Below are 19792 nucleotides of genomic sequence, written 5' to 3' on the forward strand. Positions count from 1 at the left end.
CCTGATAGGGGCCCGAAGCGTCCGGCGCCACGTCGAGAGGCCAACTCGGCCCATCACTCGGCCGGTGCCGGGCGTGAGCCGAGCTGCGGGCCGCTCGCGGTGCGGGCCTGCTCCTGCTCGACCCAAAGGTCGTGGTGCGCACGTGCCCAGGCAAGATCGACCTGGCCACTGCCCATTGCGTCGTAGGCGCCCTTCATCCCGAGCGTGCCGATGTAGATGTGAGCCAGGATACCGGCGATGAAGACGATACCGATCAGGGAATGGATAACCTGCATGATCTGCATCCCGTTGACGTCGACGAGCGCGAACGGGAAAAGCATCATCAGGCCGGTGGCGCCCATGGCGGCGCCGAAGCCGGCCACCATCCAGAACACGCCCTTCTGGCCCGCGTTGAAGCGCCCCGCATGCGGGTGCTTGCTGCCGATGAAGCCGCCCCCCGCCTTGAGCCACTCCCAGTCGATTCGGTTCGGGATGTTGTCCCGGATCCACACGACGATCATGAAGGCGACACCCAGCATGAAGGGCCAGGCGAGATAGACGTGGCTGTACTTCGCGTACTGGGCCAGCGCACCGAAGGCATCCGGCCCGATCAGCGGCATCAGCAGCCGTTTGCCGAAGATGTAGTTCAGGCCGGACAGGGACAGGATGATGAAGCACACGGCCGTCATCCAGTGCGTGAACCGCTCGAACGCGTTGAACCGGAGGATCTTCTTGCCGGATTCCTGACTGTGATCCGTGATGATGCGACCGCGCCAGAGGAAGAAGAGCGCCAGGGCGGCGAGCATGCCGAGGATCACGAGCGCCCCGATCCAGGGCAGCCATCCCTCGCGGAACATCTGGTACGCGCGGCCCTGCGGCTGGATCAGGTTGGCGGCCTTGCTGTCCGGGATGCTGATGCGCCCGCTGATCTTGGGGGCCTGCCGGAACAGAAGCTCCTCATTGATCGAATCCGCCGTGGGGTTCGCGCCCGTCGGGTTCTGCCCATCGGCCTGGATCGGGTTCTGCGCCTGCGCGGCCCCGTAGACACCCGGTGCCGTCCAGAGCGCCGTTGCCAGGACGAGAGTGCTGAGAAGCGTCCATGCCCGCCGCATCGGCGTTCCTTTCAGATCGGTCGAGCGGTCCGCGGACGCTGCCGCGGTCCCTGTTCCTGCGCGCCCCTCAGCCGAGGAGCAGCCCCACATCAGATCGCGATCGTCTCGCGATAGGCCGTCTTCCAGCCCCAGGCCCCCGAGCCGTACCCGCGCTTGATCACACGCTGCTTGTAGATCTCGGCGATCATCTCGCCGTCGCCCGCGAGCAGAGCCTTGGTCGAGCACATCTCGGCGCAGAGCGGCAGCTTGCCCTCCGCGAGCCGGTTCGAACCGTACTTCTCGTACTCGGCGGTCGAGAGATCGGGCTCGGGACCGCCCGAGCAGTAGGTGCACTTGTCCATCTTGCCTCGGGACCCGAAGTTCCCGACGCGCGGGTACTGCGGCGCGCCGAACGGGCAGGCATAGAAGCAGTAGCCGCAGCCGATGCAGATGTCCTTGGAGTGCAGCACCACCGCGTCGGCGGTGGTGTAGAAGCAGTTGACCGGGCACACGGCCGCACAGGGCGCGTCGGTGCAGTGCATGCAGGCCATCGACACCGAGCGCTCGCCGGGCTTGCCGTCGTTGAGCGTCACCACCCGCCGCCGGTTGATGCCCCACGGCACCTCATGCTCGTTCTTGCAGGCGGTGACGCAGGCGTTGCACTCGATGCAACGATCCGCGTCGCAGAGAAACTTCATGCGCGCCATGATCAGGTCGCTCCTCTCAGGCCGCTCGGATCTGACACAGGGTGGCTTTCGTCTCCTGCATGCCGGTGACGGGATCGAAGCCGTAGGTCGTGACGGTGTTGACGCTCTCGCCGAGCACGACCGGGTCGGTGCCCTTCGGGTAGTAGTCGCGCATGTCCTTGCCCTGGTACCAGCCGGAGAAATGGAAGGGCATGAACGCGACGCCCTTCCCCACGCGGTCGGTCACGAGCGCCTTCACCTTGGTCTTGGAGTTGTTCTCCGCGCCCGTAACCCAGACCCACTGACCATCCTTGATGCCGCGCTCGGCCGCGTCACCGGTGTTGATCTCGACGAACATGTCCTGCTGCAGCTCGGCGAGCCACGGGTTGGACCGGGTCTCCTCGCCACCGCCCTCGTACTCGACGAGGCGGCCCGAGGTGAGGATGATCGGGAAATCCTTGGCGACGTTACGCTCGACCGCTGATTTCTGCACCGAGAACCCGATATTGGGCATGCGGAACTGCCGCTCATCGGGCCGCGTCGGGTACTTGGCGACCAGATCGGGGCGCGGTGAGTAGATCGGCTCGCGGTGGACCGGCACCGGGTCGGGCAGGTTCCAGGCATTCGCGCGCGCCTTGCCGTTGCCGAACGGCGAGACGCCGTGCTCGAGACAGACGCGCTGGATGCCCCCCGAGAGGTCGGTCGCCCAGCTCACCGTGTCGGGCTTGTCGCCGCCGATCTTCAGGATCGTCGCGAGTTCGTCCGCCGTGAGATCCTTGTCCCACCCGAGCTTCTTGAACACGCCGAGGGTGAATTCCGGATAGCCGTCGGTCAGGTCGGAGCCGTTCGAGAAGGAATCCTCGGCCAGCAATGTCTGGCCGTTGCGTTCGGTGCCGAAGCGCGCGCGGAACGTGCCGCCGCCCTCCTTCACGTGCAAAGCCGTGTTGTAGAGGATGGCCGAGCCCGGATGGCGGATCTCCGGTTTGCCCCAGCAGGGCCAGGGCAGGCCGTAATAATCCCCGCCCACCTCCGGATCGTCCTTCGGCGCCCGCAGGGTGACGAGGTCGAACTTCTGCTGGTTGCGCATATGCGCCTTCAGGCGCTCGGGCGACTGCCCGCAATAGCCCGTCGACCAGCCGCCGCGGTTGATCTCCCGCAGGATGTCCTCCGCCAGGGGGACGTTGTTCTCGACCTTGATGTTCTTGAACATCGGGTCGGCGAAGCCGAGCTTCTTCGAGAGCAGGTAGAGGAACTCGTAGTCGTTCTTGGACTCGAAGGCCGGCTTCACGATCTGCTCGCCCCATTGCAGGGACCGGTTCGAGGCCGTGCGGCACCCGTCCATCTCCAGCGAGGTGCAGATCGGAAGCAGGTAGGTGTTGTCCTGCCGGGCATCGAGCGCCGCGAAGGTGGTCGGATGCGGGTCCGCGACGACCAGCAGATCGAGCTTGTTCAGGCCCTCGAGGGCCTCGGGCAGGCGCGTGACGGTGTTGCCGCCATGGCCCGAGATCATCATCGCCCGCGTCGGGCTGCGCTGATCGATCTGTTCGGGCGGGAGGTTCACGGAGTCGAACCAGCGGGTCGAGGTGATGCCCGGGGTCTCCATGTTCTCCTTGCGGGACCGCGCCTTGCGGCCGGCGACCGCAGGGACCTCATCGAAGCGCGACTGCAGCCACGCGTAGTCCACCTCCCAGACGCGGGCCCAGTGCCGCCAGCCGCCTTCGACCAGGCCGTAGTAGAGCGGCAGGGTCGTCACATCGAGGCCGAGATCGGTCGCGCCCTGCACGTTCGTGTGCCCGCGGAAGATGTTGGCACCCGTGCCGGGCTTGCCGACATTGCCCGTGGCCAAGCACAGGATGCAGAGCGCGCGCACATTGGCGGTGCCGACCGTGTGCTGCGTGTTGCCCATGCACCAGATCATGGTGGCGGGCTTCTCCTTGGCGAACTTCTCCGCCACGCGGCGGAGCTGCTCGCCCGGCACGCCGGACACGCGCTCCACTTCCTCGGGCGTCCACTTGGCGACCTCCTTGCGGACGTCGTCCATCGCGTAGACGCGCTGGCGGATGAAGTCCTTGTCCTCCCAGCCGTTCTGGAAGATGTGCCAGAGCATGCCCCAGGCCACCGGGATGTCGGTCCCGGAGCGGATGCGCACATAGTCGGTGGCGTGCGCCGCCGTGCGGGTGAACCGCGGGTCGATGACGATCAGGTTGGCGCGGTTGATCTCCTTCCCGGACAGCACGTGCTGCATCGAGATCGGGTGCGCCTCGGCGGGATTGCCGCCCATGATGATCATGGTCTTGGCGTTGCGGATGTCGTTGTACGAGTTGGTCTGGGCGCCGTAGCCCCAGGTATTCGCCACGCCCGCCACGGTGGTCGAGTGGCAGATGCGCGCCTGGTGGTCGACGTTGTTGGTGCCCCAGAACGCCCCGAATTTCCGCAACAGGTACGCGGCCTCGTTCGTGTACTTGGCCGAGCCGAGCCAGTAGACGGAATCGGAACCCCACTTCTCGCGGATCTGCAGCAGCTTGTCGCCGATCTCGTCGATCGCCTGATCCCAGGAGATCCGCTGCCACTGGCCGCCGACGAGCTTCATCGGATATTTCAGGCGGCGGTCCGACGAGACCAGCTCGCGAATGGCGGCACCCTTGGCGCAGTGGGTGCCGCGGTTGATGGGACTCGCCCAGGACGGCTCCTGGCCGACCCACACGCCGTTCACGACTTCGGCGGTCACCGTGCAGCCGACCGAGCAATGCGTGCAGATGTTCTTCTTGATGACGGTCCCCGGTCCGACCGCCGACGAGCCGGCGGCCTCGGCCTTGCGGACGGCGCCGAGCTGGATTGAGCCCGCGGCGGCGAGCGCTCCGGCCGTGAGCCCGGACTTGCGCAGGAACGCACGCCGGTCGAGCACGCCGGCCGCGAGACCGGCAGCGACCGCCTGATGCTTGCTGCGGCTGGCATCGCCGCTCTTCCGCTTCGTCAGCATGACAGCCTCACTTCGTTCCCGGAGCGGGATCGGGATTTTTCAGGAGCGTCTCGTAGCCGTTGGTCCGGTAGAACGCCTTCACGTGATCGCTCAGGCGGTACCGGCTGCGCGTCTCGTCCTCGCCCGGGTCGTAGGCCTGGGCCTCCGTCGCAGCCATCGGCGACGCGACCGCGGCGGCGGCCGCCACGGTGCTTCCGCCGAGCGCCCGGAAGAACTGGCGACGACCGAGCGTCTTCGGATCCTGCCGCATCATCCAACTCCCTCAGCGACACCCGCTTGATAGCAAACCCACGTCACGCCTTTCGGTCACGCTCCGACCACCACGGCCTGCATCCCCGTCACGCATCCATCGCGAAGGCTTCCGCCTCCACCTCCATGAAGGTGCGGCCCAGGCCTCCCACCGCCCGGTAGAAGCGCGCGTTCTTCGCCCGCTCGAGATCCCCGAAGAAGCGCTCGACCCAGGGGGCGAGATGCCGGTCGAAGAAGCGCGCCTGTGCCGTCGGCTCGGCCGCGAACCGCCCGCCGGCGAGCCCCGCCATCACATCCAGCAGGAAGGCCAGGTGGTCCTCCGGCTCGCTCATGGCCTCGTCCCGCGAGAGGCCGAGGGCCGCGAGATCCTCTCGGACCAGCGCGAGCGGGCGCTCGTTGAGGAAGCCGGTGCGATAGTAGGAGGCGTAGGGGAGAAGCTCGCCCCTGCCCACGCCGATGAACAGCGCAAAGAACTCGCGCTCGACCTCCGCGCCCGTCGCCTCTGCCGCCGCGCGGCTCAGATCCGCGACGTGTTGGCCGAGGATCCCTTCGCCGCCCGGGAGGCCGGCAAGCGTGCCGAGCAGATCCTGGCCGGGCGGACGTCCGAGCAGGACGGCCAAGAGGTCGTAATGCCGCGCGCGGAGCCCGTCGACGTCGTCCACGCGGGCGCCGCCCAGCGCCTCCGATTCCACAGATCCGAACGCCGACGCCACTGGAGTTTTCTACTCGCCCGAGATCGAACGGATCTCGCTCTCTGGAACGACAATAAGAAGGGCTCTTATCTGCCGCAATCCAAAATTCCTAGCTCGTATGGGGCATCGCGCCGCCGTGACGCCGCAGGCGCGGTCCCGGACTCGTCTCCTTTCCGCCGACCGCGGGCACGGGATCGCGCGTGGGCCCCGGATCGTGGGAGGCCGGAGCGGAGTGCTGGACCGACGCCGTGGCCGCGGGGGCGGGGAGGGCCGGCGCGTGGTCCTGCGGATCGGGCCCGGGCGGAGCGGGATCGGCCGCAAGGGGACATTCCGGCGTCCGGCCGGGCTCCGGCGAACCCTCGGGCTGGCTGTCGCGGGTCTCACCCGACGCCGGCGCCGCTTTGGCGGCCCCGCCCAGCAGACGCCCGAGCATGGCCTGGACATCGTCGCTGGGCAGAAGCGGACCGAGACCCGGGACGCCACCCGGGCTGTTCCAGTCGTAGGCGTACTCCCGCGCCTCGCTGACGAAGTCGCGGATGGCGGGGTCGAGTGACCACATCCGGCGCAGGGCCGCGTTGCGCAGGGCGGTCGGAACGCCGGCCCGCAGGAACGGGGCGAGATCGGTCTCCGGGGTCAGGGCTTCGAGGGGCGGGAGATCCACAACCGGATCGTCCGCCGGCTCCGGTTCCGGCGGCCGCGCCACGGGTCCGGGCTGCGGCGCGATGAGATCCGTCTCGGCGGCCCCCGCGTCCGGCTCCGGGCGAGGCGCCGCGTCGGGGGCAGTCGGCGTGCCGCGTTCCGCCAGGGCGGCGGCGCGCACGGCGAGCTTGCGCCGCGTCCACCGCGAGAGGAAATTCTCACTCATTCGCGCCGCTCCCGGGCGCCGTGCGCCCGGCGGGCCAGCGCCTCGGGATCGGCGCGATCGCGCTTGCGCTTCTCGAACTTGCGCTCGACGTGGAAGGCCTCGAAGAAGGCCAGAAGCTTCGCCTGCACCTCCGGCGGCATCGGCACCGGCTCGACGATCTCGCCGACCCCTTCGGCCATGGATTCCCCCTCATACGGGTCGGCCGTGACGCTCGCGACCTCGTAGGTCTCGTCGCCGCTGTTGCGCAGGGCGACCCAGAGGGAGGGGCGCCCGGAGACGAGATTGTCGCGGTAGTGCCCGGTCTCGCCCGGATGCAGCGCGACTTCGTACGAGCCGGCATAGAAGGTCGCCTCGTCCTCGGTCTCGGAGAGCTTCGTCCAGGGCGACGCGGCGGCCGCCGCCGGCAGGGCGCCGACCGGGAGCCAGGCATGGCTCGCCCAGGGGCCGGTCAGGCGCCGCCGCGCGACGATGATGCCGACCTCGAAACGATGCTCGGGCGTCGTGGACATGTCAGGCGGCCTCCCGGCCTTCGGCGAGGGGCAATCCGACGACGAGATTGTGCGGCTTCAGCTGCACGCTTCGATCCGGCGCCGCCGCGAGCAGGAGATAGACCGGGCGCTCCCCCACTGTCGGCAGGACCTGCGCGGGGTCGTCGAAGGTCAGGCTGAACACGGCGAGGACCCGCTCGCGCGTTCCGGCATCGAGCGTGTCGCCGCGCCAGAGCGCGTTGCCGATGCGCGTCGCCTCCTGGTCGAGACCGACGAACCAGCGCCAGTCGGGGTCCTCCAGCCGGTCGAGGGGCGTCACGCGCACCGCGACGTTCAGCAGGTGGCCCACGAAGGTCTCGATCACCCGCGCCAATCCCGCGCGGCTGCGGGGATCGGAGCCGAGATTGAGCGCCATCGTGAAGGCGTCCGACCGGCTCCAGTACGTCCAGGCATTCTCGGCCGTCAGCACGTCCAGCTCGTTCGCCGCCTCCTTGCCCAGCATCGTCAGCAGGGGCGAGAGCGGCGCGCTTCCCTCGCGGGCGGCGATCACCTCGGCGTCGGCCAGGAGCACGGCGCCCTCGTGGAAGCTCACGCGCTGGGGGCGGAAGAACAGCTCGGCCGCGCGCAGGACGAAGGGGTCGTCGCAGCCGTCGAGGGCGTTGCGCAGGATCAGGTGGACGAGCTGGTTCAGGAACAGGGACGGCACGCCCTGGAGGTCGCCGCGCACGAGCGACAGATATCCCGCCTCGACGGAACGGGCCGCGAGCAGCCGGTCGCGGAAGGCGAGGATCACCGCCCAGTTCTCCCGGGCGTCGGCGTCGGCGATGGCGGCGATCTCGGCCGGCTCCACAGGCCGCCGGGGTGCGTCCAGGAGGGCGGCGTGGAGTGCGACCTCGGACGCGCAGGCGTCGTCCGGCGGCACGAGTTCGGGCCGCGCCAGATACGCGAGGATCAGCTCGTCCGTGACCGTGAGGCCGCCGCCGGCCGTGCGCTGCGTGAGGTGGTGGCCGCTCGAGACCCAGAACTCGGTCATCCGGTCAGCCTCCCGCCGCCGTATCACGCAGAAGGCCGACGAGGTCGGCCTGTTCCTCCGGCTCGTCCGCGTCGGCCTCGACGAACAGGAACGCGCGCCCGTGGGACCGGTCGATGCCGGGCCGGTGGTGCAGCGTCCGAAAATCCTCCCGGATCGCCCCGTCCGTCTCGACGCGGTGCATCGCGACGACGCTGCCGACCGGCAGATCGCAGAGGGACGCGGCGACGTCGAGTTCCTCGCGGGCGGCCGCACGGGCGGACTCCCGGTCGGGCGCCCCGAAGCGCGCGTGGATGTGACCGGCGAGGTGCTCCTCGGCCTGCGCGCGCTCCTCTTCGCTCGCCTCGCTCACCACCACCAGGGTGGAGAAGCCGAGCGAGCGGACGCCGACGAACCCCGAGCGGAAGGCCGTCAGGGCCTTGCCGGTCAGCCGCGACGGATCCCCATCGAGGAACAGGAAGGTCCCGGTGACGGCCCATTCTCCGGGTTCGGCGGCCTGCGCGAAGACGAAGGTGTCGGAGGGATCGAGCCGCAGGGTTCGGGGGAGCTTGAGCGTCACAACCGGACTCCGCCGGTCTTCGGATCGCGCCAGTCCGGCGCCTCCAGGCTCGCGCGCAGCGGGAGGTGCTCGACCCGCCCGTCGGGCCAGGTCAGCCTCCCGTCGCCCTCAGGCTCGATCGCGGCTCGCACACCGGATTGCCGCGGCAGATGGGCGAGGTAGAGCGCCGCGACATGGCCGAAGCCGTCCTCGCGCCAGATCTCGAAGGTCTTGGTCAGGTGACGCGCGAAGCTCTCGACCAGGGGCGCGCCCAGGTCCGTGCCGAACCCTTCCTCCTCCAGGGCAGTGGAATCCGGCGTGTGCCCCGGGTCGCCCGCCGCCAGCTTCGAGGCGAGCAGCATCCCCGAGAAGACCAGCCAGTCCGGCTCCTCGTCCTCCCGGCACGCTTCAGGCCACCCGAGGCGCCCCCCTCCGAGGCGCGCGCCGTTGAACAGCAGCGTCCCGGGCCATTCGAACGTCACCGGGATCTCCGGCGGCCCGAAGACGCCGACGGCATTCGCCAGGGCGACCATCCCGGCGAAATGCGCGCGGCGCGCGGTGGCGAGCGGCTCGTCCGGGGCGAGCACCACGGCGAGGTCGATCAGGTCGTCGCGCCGGCTCAGGACGAGCGTCGCCGCCTCCGCCTCGCCCGACGCGGCGAGCCGGCAGGCTTCCGCGTGCGCGTCGGAATGCGGCTCCGCTGCGCGCTCGCTGAAACCGGGGGGCAGGACCAGCCTGGACGGGCCGGCATCGACAAGGACGGTCATGGAGCGGCTTTGGCGAGGGGCCGATGAGAGTGCGGGCCAGGGTTGCGACCTGCGCCCGCATGCCGGATCGTTGTTTCGAATGGTTCGAGTATAAGGGACCGGCCCCGCCGCGCGAAGGGGCTTTCCATTCGCAGTTTTATTCGGGTCCGATCTTGTCCGACCGCCTCGTACTCGCCTGCTCCTGCGAGCGGACGATGTCCCTCGATACCGCCGCCATGGGCCAGGCCTGCGGCGGCGAGCTTCGCACCGCCGACCAGCTCTGCGGCCGCGAACTCGACCGCTTCCGGGAGGCCCTGGCCACCGGGCGGCCCGTCACCGTGTCCTGCACGCTGCAGGCGCCGCTGTTCGACGAGGTGGCCGAGGAGGCGGGCGCGGAGGAGCGGGTCGCCTATGCCAAGATCCGGGAGACCGCCGGCTGGTCGTCCGACGCCGCTTCGGCCGGACCGAAGATGGCCGCGCTGCTCGCGGCGGCGGCGGAGCCGCTACCCGATGCCGCCACCGTCTCCCTGGAAAGCCGCGGCGTGGCCCTGATCTACGGGCGCGACGAGGTGGCCCTCGAGGCCGGCCGGCGCCTCGCCGAGCATCTGGACATCACCGTCCTGCTGACCCGCCCCCGCGAGATCCCGCCGCTTCACCGCAACGCCTTCCCGGTCCTGCAGGGCACGATCCGGACCGCGAAAGGGTACCTCGGAGCGTTCGAGCTCGGCATCGACGATTACGCCCTCCCGGCCCCGTCCTCGCGCACGCACCTCGTCTTCGGCGCGCCGCGAAACGGCGCCGTATCGACCTGCGATCTCGTCATCGACCTCTCGGCCGGCGCGCCGCTGTTTCCGGCACACGCAGTGCGGAGCGGTTATCTGCGCGCGGACCCGGGCGATCCGGCCGCCGTCGAGCGCGTGCTGGCGGACGCGTCCCATCTGGTCGGCACGTTCGACAAGCCGCGCTTCATCGACTTCCACGGCGAGTTGTGCGCGCACAGCCGCTCCCGCATCACGGGCTGCACGCGCTGCCTCGAAATCTGCCCGACCGGCGCGATCGCGCCCGCGGGCGACACCGTGAACATCGACCCCTACGTCTGCGCGGGATGCGGCTCTTGTGCCGCGGTCTGCCCGACAGGGGCCGCCGCCTACACGCTGCCGACCTCCGACGCGCTGATGCGCCGGCTGCGCAGCCTGATGCGCGCCTACCGGGCGGCGGGCGGACAGAACGGCCTCGTCCTATTCCACGACGGTGACCACGGCGAACCCCTCGTCGACGCGCTCGGCCGCTATGGCAACGGCCTTCCCGCACACGTGCTGCCGGTGCAGGTCAACGAGGTGACGCAGATCGGGCCCGAAGTGATCGCGGCCCTGTTTGCCTACGGCGCGGCCGGAATCCGGGTCCTGGTCCGGGCCCGTGCCAAGCACGACCTCGAACCCCTGTACCGAACCCTGACCCTCGGGGAGACGCTGGCGCAGGCGCTGGGCTACGGTGCGGAAGGCGGCGGGCGCGTGGTGGAAACCATCGAGACCGATGATCCGGATCTTCTGGGCGCCGCCCTCCGGCAGGCCACGCCGGGGCGGCAGGCCGCGGTGCCGGCCGGTCTGCTGTTCCTGGGGAACAAGCGCGAGGTGCTGCGCCACGCCTTCCGCGACATGCACGGCGCCGCACCAACACCCGTGAGCCGGGTTCCGCTCGCGGCCGGCGCCCCCTTCGGCGGCCTCGATTTCCGGGTCGCGGACTGCACCCTGTGCCTGGCCTGCGTCAGCGCCTGTCCGACCCACGCGCTCTCCGACAGTGCCGAGCAGCCGCTTCTCGGTTTCGAGGAGAGCCTCTGCGTGCAGTGCGGCCTCTGCGCCGCGACCTGCCCCGAGGACGTCATCGCCTTGCGCCCGCAGGTGGATTTCGAGGCCTGGGCGGCGCCCCGTCGGGTCGTCAAGGAGGAAGAGCCGTTCTGCTGCACGCAGTGCGCCAAGCCCTTCGGCACGCGCTCGACGATCGAGCGCATCGTCGAGCGGCTGCGCGAGCGGCACTGGATGTTCAGCGGGGCGGACGGCGAGGCGCGCCTGCAAGCGCTGACGATGTGCGAGGATTGCCGGGTCGAAGTCGCGGTGAACCAGGGCTTCGATCCGCACGCGGCGCCGGAACGCGACAAGCCCCGTACGACCGAGGATTACCTGCGCGAACGCGCGAGCGGCTGACGGGCGCCTCAGTGGCGCGCGGTGGCGCGTTCGAGAAATTCGATCAGCGCCGCGCGGTCCGCTTCGCTGCCGATCGTCTGCTCGGGCATCTTCGTCCCGGGCGTGTAGCGGGCGGGACCGATCTCGAAGAGCCGCGACACGGTCTCGGGTGTCCAGACGAGGTCCATCCGCTTCAGGGAGTCCGAGTACCGGTAACCGGGCACGCTGGCGATCCGGCGGCCGAACAGGCCGGCCAGCGTCGGCCCGGCCCGCTCGCCCTCGTCGGACGTCAGGGCGTGGCATGCGACGCACGCCCCGAACACCTCGGCGCCCCGGCCGCCCTGCCGGACAGCGAGGGGATCCGCCGGGCGCCGCATGATCAGCGCGCCGATCGGTGCGCCGCTCTTCGCGTCCCAGCGCCGGACGAGGCGGTCGCCGCCGCCCGTGACGAGCTCGGCCCCGTCCGGACGCCACGCGAGCGACCAGACCGGCAGGCCGGGTCCCACGAGCCGCAGCTGGACTTGGCCGGTCGCCCGGTCGACCACCGCGATGGTCCCGCCCGCCGTCGCAGCAGCCACCCTGGCTCCGTCCGGAGACAGGGCCAGGGCGATCACCGGGTTCGGGCCGAGCTCGGCAGCGGCCCGGACCGTGCCATCGGCCCGGACGAAGCGGAGGATCGCATCGGCGCCGGCGGCCGCGATCTCGCCGTCCGCCGCGACCGCGACGGCGTTGAGGCCCGTGGGTGCGGTGGCGAGAACCCGGGGCGCGCCCTCCGGGGGCCAGATCCGCACCGTCCCGTCGGCACCGGCCGTGACCGGCGCGCCGCCCGGCAGGAAGGCCACCGCGTTCACCGGCCCGCGCTGCGGATCGAGCAGCCGGCTGTCCCCTCCGGCGAGCGGCCAGATCCGCGCCGTGCCGTCCCAGGAGGCGGAGGCGAGCGACAGGCCGTCCGGCGAGACCGCGAGCGCGACGATCGGGCCCGTATGGCCCTCAAGCACCCGTTCCGGCTCCGCGCGCCCCAGGCGCCACAGGGCGATCCGCCCGTCCTCGGAGGCCGTGGCGAAGCGGCCGTCCGCAAGCGCGGCGACCGCGTTCACCGCGCCGTCGTGGTAGCGCAGCACGCCGAGCGCGGCACCGGTCTCGATGCTCCACACGATGGCGGATTGGTCGAAGCCGCCCGAGATTGCGAGGCGACCGTCGGCGGTCACGGCGAGCGCCCGGACCGGGCCGCCGTGGCCGCGCATCTGCGCGCGCGACGGGGCGCCGCAGAGCAGCAGGAGGGCGATCACGCCTAGGATCCGCGCAAAGCTGGTCATCGAGGCTCGGCTCTGAAGGGGCCGCCCACCATAGCGGAGCGCCGACCGGCCTGTCGCGCGGCGGCTCCGGCAGTCGTCGATCGCCTTCTGGGCGTGGATACAGCGCGCGGCGTTGCCGGGGCACCGCACAGCTCGAGGCTTGATCATTACCCCGGGAAGACACATCGCTCCGGCGATGGTCCGAACCGCCTCCGCGGCCCTGCTGCCGCTCCGGGACGCGCCGCCCCTGCTGTGTGTCGCCGGTGCGCCCGTGACGCGCGGATCGGGGATCAGCGGGGCGGCGGGCCGGACTGACGTCGACGCGCGATGTACCAGAGGGCCAGGACCACGACGGCCACGACCAGGCTCAGCCAGACCCAGTTGAAGTCGATCGCCGCGGCCGTGGCTGCTCCCGAGCTGGATTGCGCGGGGCCCGTCTCCGAGATCGGGGGCGCCGGGTGGGTCTGCTGTGCCAGCGCGGCCTGAAGGCTCGAAGCCCAGATCAGGCCGGTGAGAACGGCGCTTCGCATGACTCTCTCCCGGGTGAGGCGTGGACGCTAGAGGCGGGACTTCCCGGAGCGGAACGCCGGCGCTGCTTCCAGTTGCGCCCGCGTCAGGCGGACTTCGGCGCGCCAGGGCTTCTCGCCGACGAGGACCGTCGCCGGCGTGCCGCTGGGTCGCTCGGCCGCCACGGAGCCGGTCGCTTCGGTCACGCGCCCGCTATGCTGGTTCTGAACCGCACCGAGGGTATCGCGGGTGGTCCGCGCACCCGGCATCGTGTCCGGCCCCGCCCGCGCGGCCGCCTCGGCGCCGGGCGCGGTCTCGGGCGTCACGATCGAGCTCGGGCCACTTGTCAGCGACACATCGCTGAAGTTCCAGGCGATCTGGTCGAACGGGAGCGCCACGGATTTCTCGCCCAGTCCCAGGAATCCGCCGACCCCGATGATGACGGCTCGAACCTGACCACCACCGTCGACCAACACGTCCTCGATCTTTCCAACCCCCACGTGATCCATTCCAATCACCGGAACCCCGATCATCTGCGAGGCCGATATGGTTCCGGGCTCGGGGCCTTCGATGAACCGAGCCGCGGGGGCATCCGACTGCGCGGACGGCGATGCCGCCGCAGGCAGCGCGGCGGTGACGAGGAGGACACCCAGCATCCTGGCTTTGAGAAGGGCACCGCGCATCCCAGGCTCTCTGAACTCGTGCCAAAACAGACACGACGAGAACAATGGACTGTGCCCTTGGGTTCATCGACGGTGCGGCCGGCGGTCCGGCGATCGTGCCGACCGCGCTCAGAGCCTTCGGAAGGCCTGCGGTGACGAACGCCCGCTACCGCTTGCTCGAAGCCCAGGACCTGATCACCAGCCCGTTACCGGACGCATGACCGAGGGCAGCCGGCCTAACCCGGGGTGTCATCGATCGAGCGGCGCTCCTGTGGGATCAGGGCGCTGCGTTCCGGCTGTCTGGCAACCTTTCTGATCGGTTGAATGTAGCTTTGCGACACGGTCAGGCCGTCCACAGTGATGCCCCATCGGCGCGTGCCATCTGCAGACCGATCAGGAAGAGGCGCGATCAGGCCACGGCGGGAGAGAGCTTTACACTGGTAATCTTCAAGGCCGTACTGCCGAGGCCCCCGGGAGAGGAGCTTGAGTCGATAACGCGCGCTCACGGTGAGATGTAATCGTTCCGCTGCCACGACGGCATTCCCTCTTCCGGACGCAACTCTTCGGATGCGCTTGTTGGTCAGGATGCCTGATTGCTCGCAGCTTTGTCGACCTTGATCAGCCACTTAACTCGCAAACACATATCGCGAAAATGCACAAGGAAGCGTCGATCTTCCAACTGCCTCACGCCTGTACGAGAACGACCGCTTCTCCGACGGTCCATCCACGCTGAAATAAGCCTGACCAGATCAGCTCGGATGATGTCGGGAAAACGTGTCGGGCTTTCCGCGGGCAAACGCTCGGTCAGTTGATATGTCTGCTTCAAGCCATTGCTTGCCTGAAACCAGACAGGCCGTTTTCGGCCAGCCTACGTCACGCCGGATCGCCATCGAGTACAGAACCGGACCTTCGCTTTTGCGCCCATCCCGGCCATTCAGCTGGCTTTGAAGACGTCCCGTAAGCGGACGCTACCAGTTGCGATCGGCCATGCGCATACCCGACACGGCGCTGTCGGGATGGAGGACGAACCGGAAAGCCGATGTTTGTCGGCCATTGATGCGCCGCCCGCTCGTCGATCCGATTTCGCCCCCCGTTCCTCAGGACAATATCGAGGCGGGACGAGGCTCTGCCGTCATGAACAGGCGTTCTCGACCTTCGCGAAGATGGTCGTTTCGAGGGCGATGTGATTGTTCATCGCCTTCGGCTGCGAACACCCTTCGACGGCATGGAAGACCGCGTGGATCTCTTCGGCCGTTTTCTCGTCGGCGCGGACGAGACGCCCGGTCCAGGCCGTGATTTCCTGTGGCGACGACGTGCTGGTCACGAAGCCGATGATGTCGCCCTCGGCCGTGCCGACGAGGATGCGGCTTCGATGCGTCTGCGCAAAGCCGGGATTGGCGGCGGTGTAGGTCCCGGAGACGGCCTCGCCCATCTGGAGGAGGCGAAGTTCCGCGCCTGCTTGGCTCCGCCAGACACCATCGAACATCGTTGCCCAAGCCCGCCGACCGAGCGGCCGTTCGCACGGCCAATAACAAGCGATATAGCAGATTTGATATAACGGAAGCGCGGGCTCGGCAATGCTCGGGCGCGGTTCGTGTCTGATGAGGCCCGGAGTGCGGCCTCGCTACCAAAGGGCTTCGTGCGGATGGAACCGCACGATGTCGCCCGGCACGACCTCGATCCGGTCCTCCTCCAGTTCCACCAGGCCGTCGGTTTCGGTGAGCGATGACAGCATGCCCGCGCCGTCGCGCTGGAACTTCCGGGCTTCCCAGGTGCCGTCGGCGTCCCGGGCGAGGCTGGCCCTGACGAACTCCCTGCGGCCCGCGCGCTTCCGATAGGAGAAGGCCGCCCTGACGGTGAACCCACACGGCGGCGCGTAAGCCTCGCCGGCGAGCCGGGCGAGGAGCGGCCGCACGACGAACACCAAGGTGACGTAGACAGCCACCGGGTTGCCCGGCAGGCCCAGGAACGGCTTGCCGTCGATCATGCCCATCGCGACCGGCCGTCCCGGCTTGATCCCCAGCCTCCAGAACACGAGGCGTCCGATGGTCTCGACGGCGGTCTTCACGTGATCCTCGTCGCCGGTCGACACGCCGCCCGAAGTCAGGATCACGTCATGCTCGGCGGCCGCCGCCGAGAGCCTCGCCGCGAGTGCCGCCGGGTCGTCACGGATGACGCCGAGGTCACGCGCCGCGACGCCCATCCGCCGGAGAAGAGCAAGCAGCAGATTGCGGTTCGAGTCGTAGATCGCACCTGGCCTCAAGGGCGCCCCCGGCTCGACGAGCTCGTCGCCCGTCGAGAACACGCCGACCCGCAGGGTGCGGCGGACCTTCAGCGTGCGCAGGCCGACCGCGGTCGCCAGAGCCAAGTCCTGCGGCCGGAGACGCCGGCCGGCCGCGATGATCGACGAGCCCTTCGCCGCATCCTCGCCGGCGTCGCGGCTGTTGGCGCCGCGCTTCAGCCCGAGCGGCAAGGACACCCGGCCGTCGGGCAGGACGTGGACGTCCTCCTGCATGAAGACGGTGTCGGCCTCCGCCGGCATCGGGGCTCCGGTGAAGATCCGGACGGCCGAGCCCGCCACCGACACGCCTTCGGACGAGTCGCCGGCCGCGACGACCGCGCCGACCGGCAGAACCGTCGCATCGGAGGCGCGCAGATCCGCGAAACGGACCGCGTAGCCATCGACGGCCGAGTTGGGGAACGGCGGGACGTCGATGGGCGCGACGCAATCCTCGGCCAGGATGCGTCCGTCGGCGTCCAAGACGGGAAGGTCCTCGGTGCCGACGACCGCTACGAGCCGCTCGCCGAACAGCGCGTGCGCGTCCTCGATGGTCATCAGGGGGCCGCCGAACGCGAAGCAGTCGTCGCTGAGCTGGGCCATGCGGCTAGAGCCTCCTGAGGACGTCTTCGAAGGGAGCGGCCACGTCGAGCATCAGCCCCGTCACCGCCTCCGTGTCGTTCAAATCTACGACGGGAATGCCTGATGCCGGAAATGCGACGTCGCTCACGATGCCCACGATGGTGGTGTCCAGAGGATGGATGGGCGGGCGGCCGTTGTCGGCGCGATGGACCTCGATCTTGGGGATCGGCTCCCGCTTGTACCCTTCCACGACAATGAGGTCGCAGGGGCTGATCCGCCGCAGGAGCTGAGCTAGGGTCGCTTCTTCCTCATCCCCCAGCTCGTGAACTTGGGCCCACCGGCGGCCCGACGAGACCAGGACTTCACTCGCCCCCGCCTTGCGGTGCTCGTAGGAGTCCTTCCCGGGCCAGTCCGTGTCGAAGTCGTGGTGGGCGTGCTTGAGGGTCGCCACCTTCACCCCGCGGGCGACGAGCACAGGGATGGCCCGAACCAGCAGGCTGGTCTTGCCAGCCCCGCTCCACCCGGCAAGTCCGATTACGCGCATGCCGGACACCGCTGACCGCCTCCCTCGTGACGTTTCCACTGCCCCGCTCGACGGCTCAGGGCAAGCATCAGCCACGCCGCCGGGACGCGTGACTGCGGCCCCGCGCAAATTGAAACGCCTTCAAAAACGATATAACACCTGCGCTATAACGGCTGCCATTTGGTATGCCACGAGCGAACGCCACGCCAACGGACCCGAACGGGCACGCCATGCACGACTTCAACCTTCCCTCGATCGCGCAGGCATGAGCATGGGCCACGCATCCCCTGCGGCGGACTGGGCCGACATCGTGACGGACGCCTACTGCGCCGACGCGAAACCGCCGCTCACGCAGGAGCTCGCCGGCCGTGTCCGCGACGCGCTCGCGAAAGCGGTCGCTTCCCCGGCCGGAGACGCCCAGAATACCCTGATGGACCGCCTGAACGGCGCCCTCGACGCGTTCGAGACCGAGCTCCGCTCCGTCGTTGGGCCCAGGATCACGTCCCTGGACGAGGCGACGGGAGCCGTCGCGATGAAACATCGGTCCGAGGCCGGCCAGCCGCTCCGGGCCTTCGGCGGCCAGTAAGCCCAGACCGGACCTCAGGACGCAGCGACCACCCGCCCCAGCAGTTGGACATCAGATACCGCATGAGTGAGGCACCGGGGACAGTCAGGACCTTCTCGCATCCCGGTCGGGGGCGGAACAAGGCGCGCAGCGTACCCAAGGGGCGCCAGGTCGAGCCGCGGGCGAAGGTCGAGATCGAGGAGCTTCTCGGCTCCCGCTCGCGCCAGCGCGACCTGCTCATCGAGCACCTCCACCTGATCCAGGACACCTACGGCCAGATCAGCGCCGAGCACTTGGCGGCGCTGGCCGACGAGATGGCCCTGGCCTTCGCTGAGGTGTTCGAGACCGCGACCTTCTACGCGCATTTCGACGTCGTGAAGGAGGGTGAGGCCTCCATCCCGAGGCTGACCGTCCGGGTCTGCGACAGCATCACCTGCGCGATGTTCGGCGCCGAGGAGTTGCTGGAGACGCTCCAGCGGGAACTCGCCTCCGACGCCGTCCGCGTCGTGCGCGCGCCCTGCGTGGGCCTGTGCGACCACGCGCCCGCCGTCGAGGTCGGGCACAACTTCCTGCACAAGGCCGACCTCGCGTCCGTGAAGGCCGCGGTGGAAGCTGGCGACACACACGCCCACGTCCCGGACTACGTCGACTACGACGCCTATCGGGCCGCCGGCGGCTACGCGACCCTCGACCGGCTCCGCAGCGGGGACCTTCCGGTCGACGACATCCTGAAGGTGCTCGACGACGGCGGCCTGCGCGGCCTCGGCGGCGCGGGCTTCCCGACGGGGCGCAAGTGGCGCTCGGTGCGCGGCGAGCCCGGGCCCCGGCTGATGGCGGTCAACGGGGACGAGGGCGAGCCCGGCACCTTCAAGGACCAGCTCTACCTCAACACCGACCCGCACCGCTTCCTCGAAGGCATGCTGATCGGCGCCCACGTCGTCGAGGCGCCGGAGGTCTACATCTACCTGCGGGACGAATACCCCATCTCCCGCGAGATCCTGACGCGCGAGATCGCGAAGCTCCCCGCGGGCGGCCCGCGCATCCACCTGCGCCGCGGCGCCGGCGCCTATATCTGCGGCGAGGAATCCTCGCTGATCGAGTCCCTCGAGGGGAAGCGCGGGCTGCCGCGGCACAAGCCGCCGTTCCCGTTCCAGGTCGGCCTGTTCAACCGTCCGACGCTGATCAACAACATCGAGACGCTGTTCTGGGTCCGCGACCTGATCGAGCGGGGCGGCGGTTGGTGGAAGAGCCACGGCCGCAACAACCGCGTCGGCCTGCGCTCCTACTCGGTCTCGGGGCGCGTGAAGGAACCGGGGGTGAAGCTCGCCCCGGCCGGCCTCACCATCCAGGAACTCATCGACGAGTATTGCGGCGGCATGGCGGACGGCCACACCTTCGCGGCCTACCTGCCGGGCGGCGCGTCGGGCGGCATCCTGCCGGCGTCGATGAACGACATCCCGCTCGATTTCGGCACGCTGGAGAAGTACGGCTGCTTCATCGGGTCCGCCGCCGTCGTGATCCTGTCGGACCGGGACGATGTGCGCGGCGCCGCGTTGAACCTGATGCGGTTCTTCGAGGACGAGAGCTGCGGGCAATGCACCCCCTGCCGTTCGGGGACTCAGAAAGCCCGCATCCTGATGGAGCAGGGCGTCTGGGACACCGAGCTCCTGGGCGAGCTGTCCCAGTGCATGCGGGACGCCTCGATCTGCGGCCTCGGCCAGGCCGCCTCGAACCCGCTCAGCAGCGTCATCAAGTATTTCCCCGACCTGTTCCCCGCCCCGCGCGCCGCGGCTGCCGAGTGAGGCACCCGATGGCGCCGGCGAACCCTACCCCGATGTCCGAGCCAGGAGCGGCCG

The 19792-nt window shown here is 69.5% G+C and carries 19 protein-coding genes; 3 read left to right on the top strand and 16 right to left on the bottom strand.

All coding sequences use genetic code 11. The features are described 5' to 3' along the window. Nucleotides 1–53: 53 nt before the first annotated feature. The 10 genes from BLT59_RS22030 to BLT59_RS22075 form a co-directional block, all read right to left on the bottom strand. Nucleotides 54–1091 (bottom strand): formate dehydrogenase subunit gamma, encoded by a 1038-nt coding sequence (locus BLT59_RS22030; RefSeq protein WP_091785504.1) that lies wholly within the window; start codon nucleotides 1089–1091, stop codon nucleotides 54–56. 89 nt (nucleotides 1092–1180) lie between these two features. Then, the gene (gene fdh3B, locus BLT59_RS22035) at nucleotides 1181–1777 is read right to left on the bottom strand and encodes a formate dehydrogenase FDH3 subunit beta (RefSeq protein WP_012320149.1); all 597 of its coding nucleotides are present in this window, start codon (nucleotides 1775–1777) and stop codon (nucleotides 1181–1183) included. 16 nt (nucleotides 1778–1793) lie between these two features. After that, the gene (locus tag BLT59_RS22040) at nucleotides 1794–4736 is read right to left on the bottom strand and encodes a formate dehydrogenase subunit alpha (protein WP_091785506.1); all 2943 of its coding nucleotides are present in this window, start codon (nucleotides 4734–4736) and stop codon (nucleotides 1794–1796) included. Between the two features lie 7 nt (nucleotides 4737–4743). Beyond that, nucleotides 4744–4986: a formate dehydrogenase gene (locus tag BLT59_RS22045; RefSeq protein ID WP_091785585.1), complete on the bottom strand. Its 243-nt coding sequence runs from the start codon at nucleotides 4984–4986 to the stop codon at nucleotides 4744–4746. A gap of 88 nt (nucleotides 4987–5074) precedes the next feature. Further along, nucleotides 5075–5647 (bottom strand): TorD/DmsD family molecular chaperone, encoded by a 573-nt coding sequence (locus BLT59_RS22050; RefSeq protein ID WP_244514101.1) that lies wholly within the window; start codon nucleotides 5645–5647, stop codon nucleotides 5075–5077. 139 nt (nucleotides 5648–5786) lie between these two features. Further along, nucleotides 5787–6542, bottom strand: a complete 756-nt coding sequence (locus tag BLT59_RS22055; protein ID WP_091785512.1) for a DUF3306 domain-containing protein — start codon at nucleotides 6540–6542, stop codon at nucleotides 5787–5789. Next, nucleotides 6539–7051, bottom strand: coding sequence for a DUF3305 domain-containing protein (locus BLT59_RS22060; RefSeq protein ID WP_091785514.1), 513 nt, complete (start codon nucleotides 7049–7051; stop codon nucleotides 6539–6541). The genes BLT59_RS22055 and BLT59_RS22060 overlap by 4 nt, the downstream gene beginning before the upstream one ends. A gap of 1 nt (nucleotide 7052) precedes the next feature. Continuing rightward, nucleotides 7053–8063: a DUF6352 family protein gene (locus BLT59_RS22065; RefSeq protein ID WP_091785517.1), complete on the bottom strand. Its 1011-nt coding sequence runs from the start codon at nucleotides 8061–8063 to the stop codon at nucleotides 7053–7055. Nucleotides 8064–8067: 4 nt separating this feature from the next. Further along, nucleotides 8068–8619, bottom strand: a complete 552-nt coding sequence (locus BLT59_RS22070) for a DUF6505 family protein (protein WP_175544094.1) — start codon at nucleotides 8617–8619, stop codon at nucleotides 8068–8070. Further along, on the bottom strand, nucleotides 8616–9365 hold the full coding sequence (locus BLT59_RS22075) for a biotin/lipoate--protein ligase family protein (protein WP_091785521.1): 750 nt from the start codon (nucleotides 9363–9365) through the stop codon (nucleotides 8616–8618). Before BLT59_RS22075 ends, BLT59_RS22070 begins: the two co-directional genes overlap by 4 nt. Before the next feature lie 194 nt (nucleotides 9366–9559). Between BLT59_RS22075 and BLT59_RS22080 the strand changes: the two genes are divergently transcribed. Further along, nucleotides 9560–11545, top strand: coding sequence for a 4Fe-4S binding protein (locus BLT59_RS22080; protein WP_091785588.1), 1986 nt, complete (start codon nucleotides 9560–9562; stop codon nucleotides 11543–11545). A gap of 8 nt (nucleotides 11546–11553) precedes the next feature. Here the strand turns inward: BLT59_RS22080 and BLT59_RS22085 are convergent, their stop codons facing one another. The 6 genes from BLT59_RS22085 to mobB form a co-directional block, all read right to left on the bottom strand. Further along, nucleotides 11554–12840: a c-type cytochrome gene (locus BLT59_RS22085; protein ID WP_091785524.1), complete on the bottom strand. Its 1287-nt coding sequence runs from the start codon at nucleotides 12838–12840 to the stop codon at nucleotides 11554–11556. A 269-nt stretch (nucleotides 12841–13109) separates the two neighbouring features. Further along, nucleotides 13110–13349, bottom strand: coding sequence for a hypothetical protein (locus BLT59_RS22090; protein WP_091785527.1), 240 nt, complete (start codon nucleotides 13347–13349; stop codon nucleotides 13110–13112). A 27-nt stretch (nucleotides 13350–13376) separates the two neighbouring features. Then, entirely contained in the window at nucleotides 13377–14009 is a 633-nt protein-coding gene (locus BLT59_RS22095; protein WP_091785530.1) for a PRC-barrel domain-containing protein, read from the bottom strand. Between the two features lie 1111 nt (nucleotides 14010–15120). Next, nucleotides 15121–15474 carry an avidin/streptavidin family protein gene (locus BLT59_RS22100; RefSeq protein ID WP_091785533.1) on the bottom strand — a complete coding sequence of 118 codons (354 nt, stop codon included), beginning with the start codon at nucleotides 15472–15474 and terminating at the stop codon, nucleotides 15121–15123. 138 nt (nucleotides 15475–15612) lie between these two features. Next, a complete protein-coding gene (gene glp / locus BLT59_RS22105) occupies nucleotides 15613–16869 on the bottom strand; it encodes a molybdopterin molybdotransferase MoeA (protein ID WP_091785537.1) in 1257 nt (418 codons plus the stop codon). 4 nt (nucleotides 16870–16873) lie between these two features. Beyond that, nucleotides 16874–17392, bottom strand: a complete 519-nt coding sequence (gene mobB, locus BLT59_RS22110) for a molybdopterin-guanine dinucleotide biosynthesis protein B (protein ID WP_175544095.1) — start codon at nucleotides 17390–17392, stop codon at nucleotides 16874–16876. Between the two features lie 250 nt (nucleotides 17393–17642). Here mobB and BLT59_RS22115 point away from each other — a divergent pair, with 250 nt between their 5' ends. Together BLT59_RS22115 and BLT59_RS22120 are read left to right on the top strand one after the other, a co-directional pair. Beyond that, nucleotides 17643–17957 carry a hypothetical protein gene (locus BLT59_RS22115; RefSeq protein WP_091785591.1) on the top strand — a complete coding sequence of 105 codons (315 nt, stop codon included), beginning with the start codon at nucleotides 17643–17645 and terminating at the stop codon, nucleotides 17955–17957. A 62-nt stretch (nucleotides 17958–18019) separates the two neighbouring features. Continuing rightward, nucleotides 18020–19738 (top strand): NAD(P)H-dependent oxidoreductase subunit E, encoded by a 1719-nt coding sequence (locus BLT59_RS22120; RefSeq protein WP_091785542.1) that lies wholly within the window; start codon nucleotides 18020–18022, stop codon nucleotides 19736–19738. Nucleotides 19739–19792: the final 54 nt, after the last annotated feature.

It is taken from the genome of Methylobacterium sp. UNC378MF (genome assembly GCF_900103195.1).
GTDB lineage: Bacteria > Pseudomonadota > Alphaproteobacteria > Rhizobiales > Beijerinckiaceae > Methylobacterium.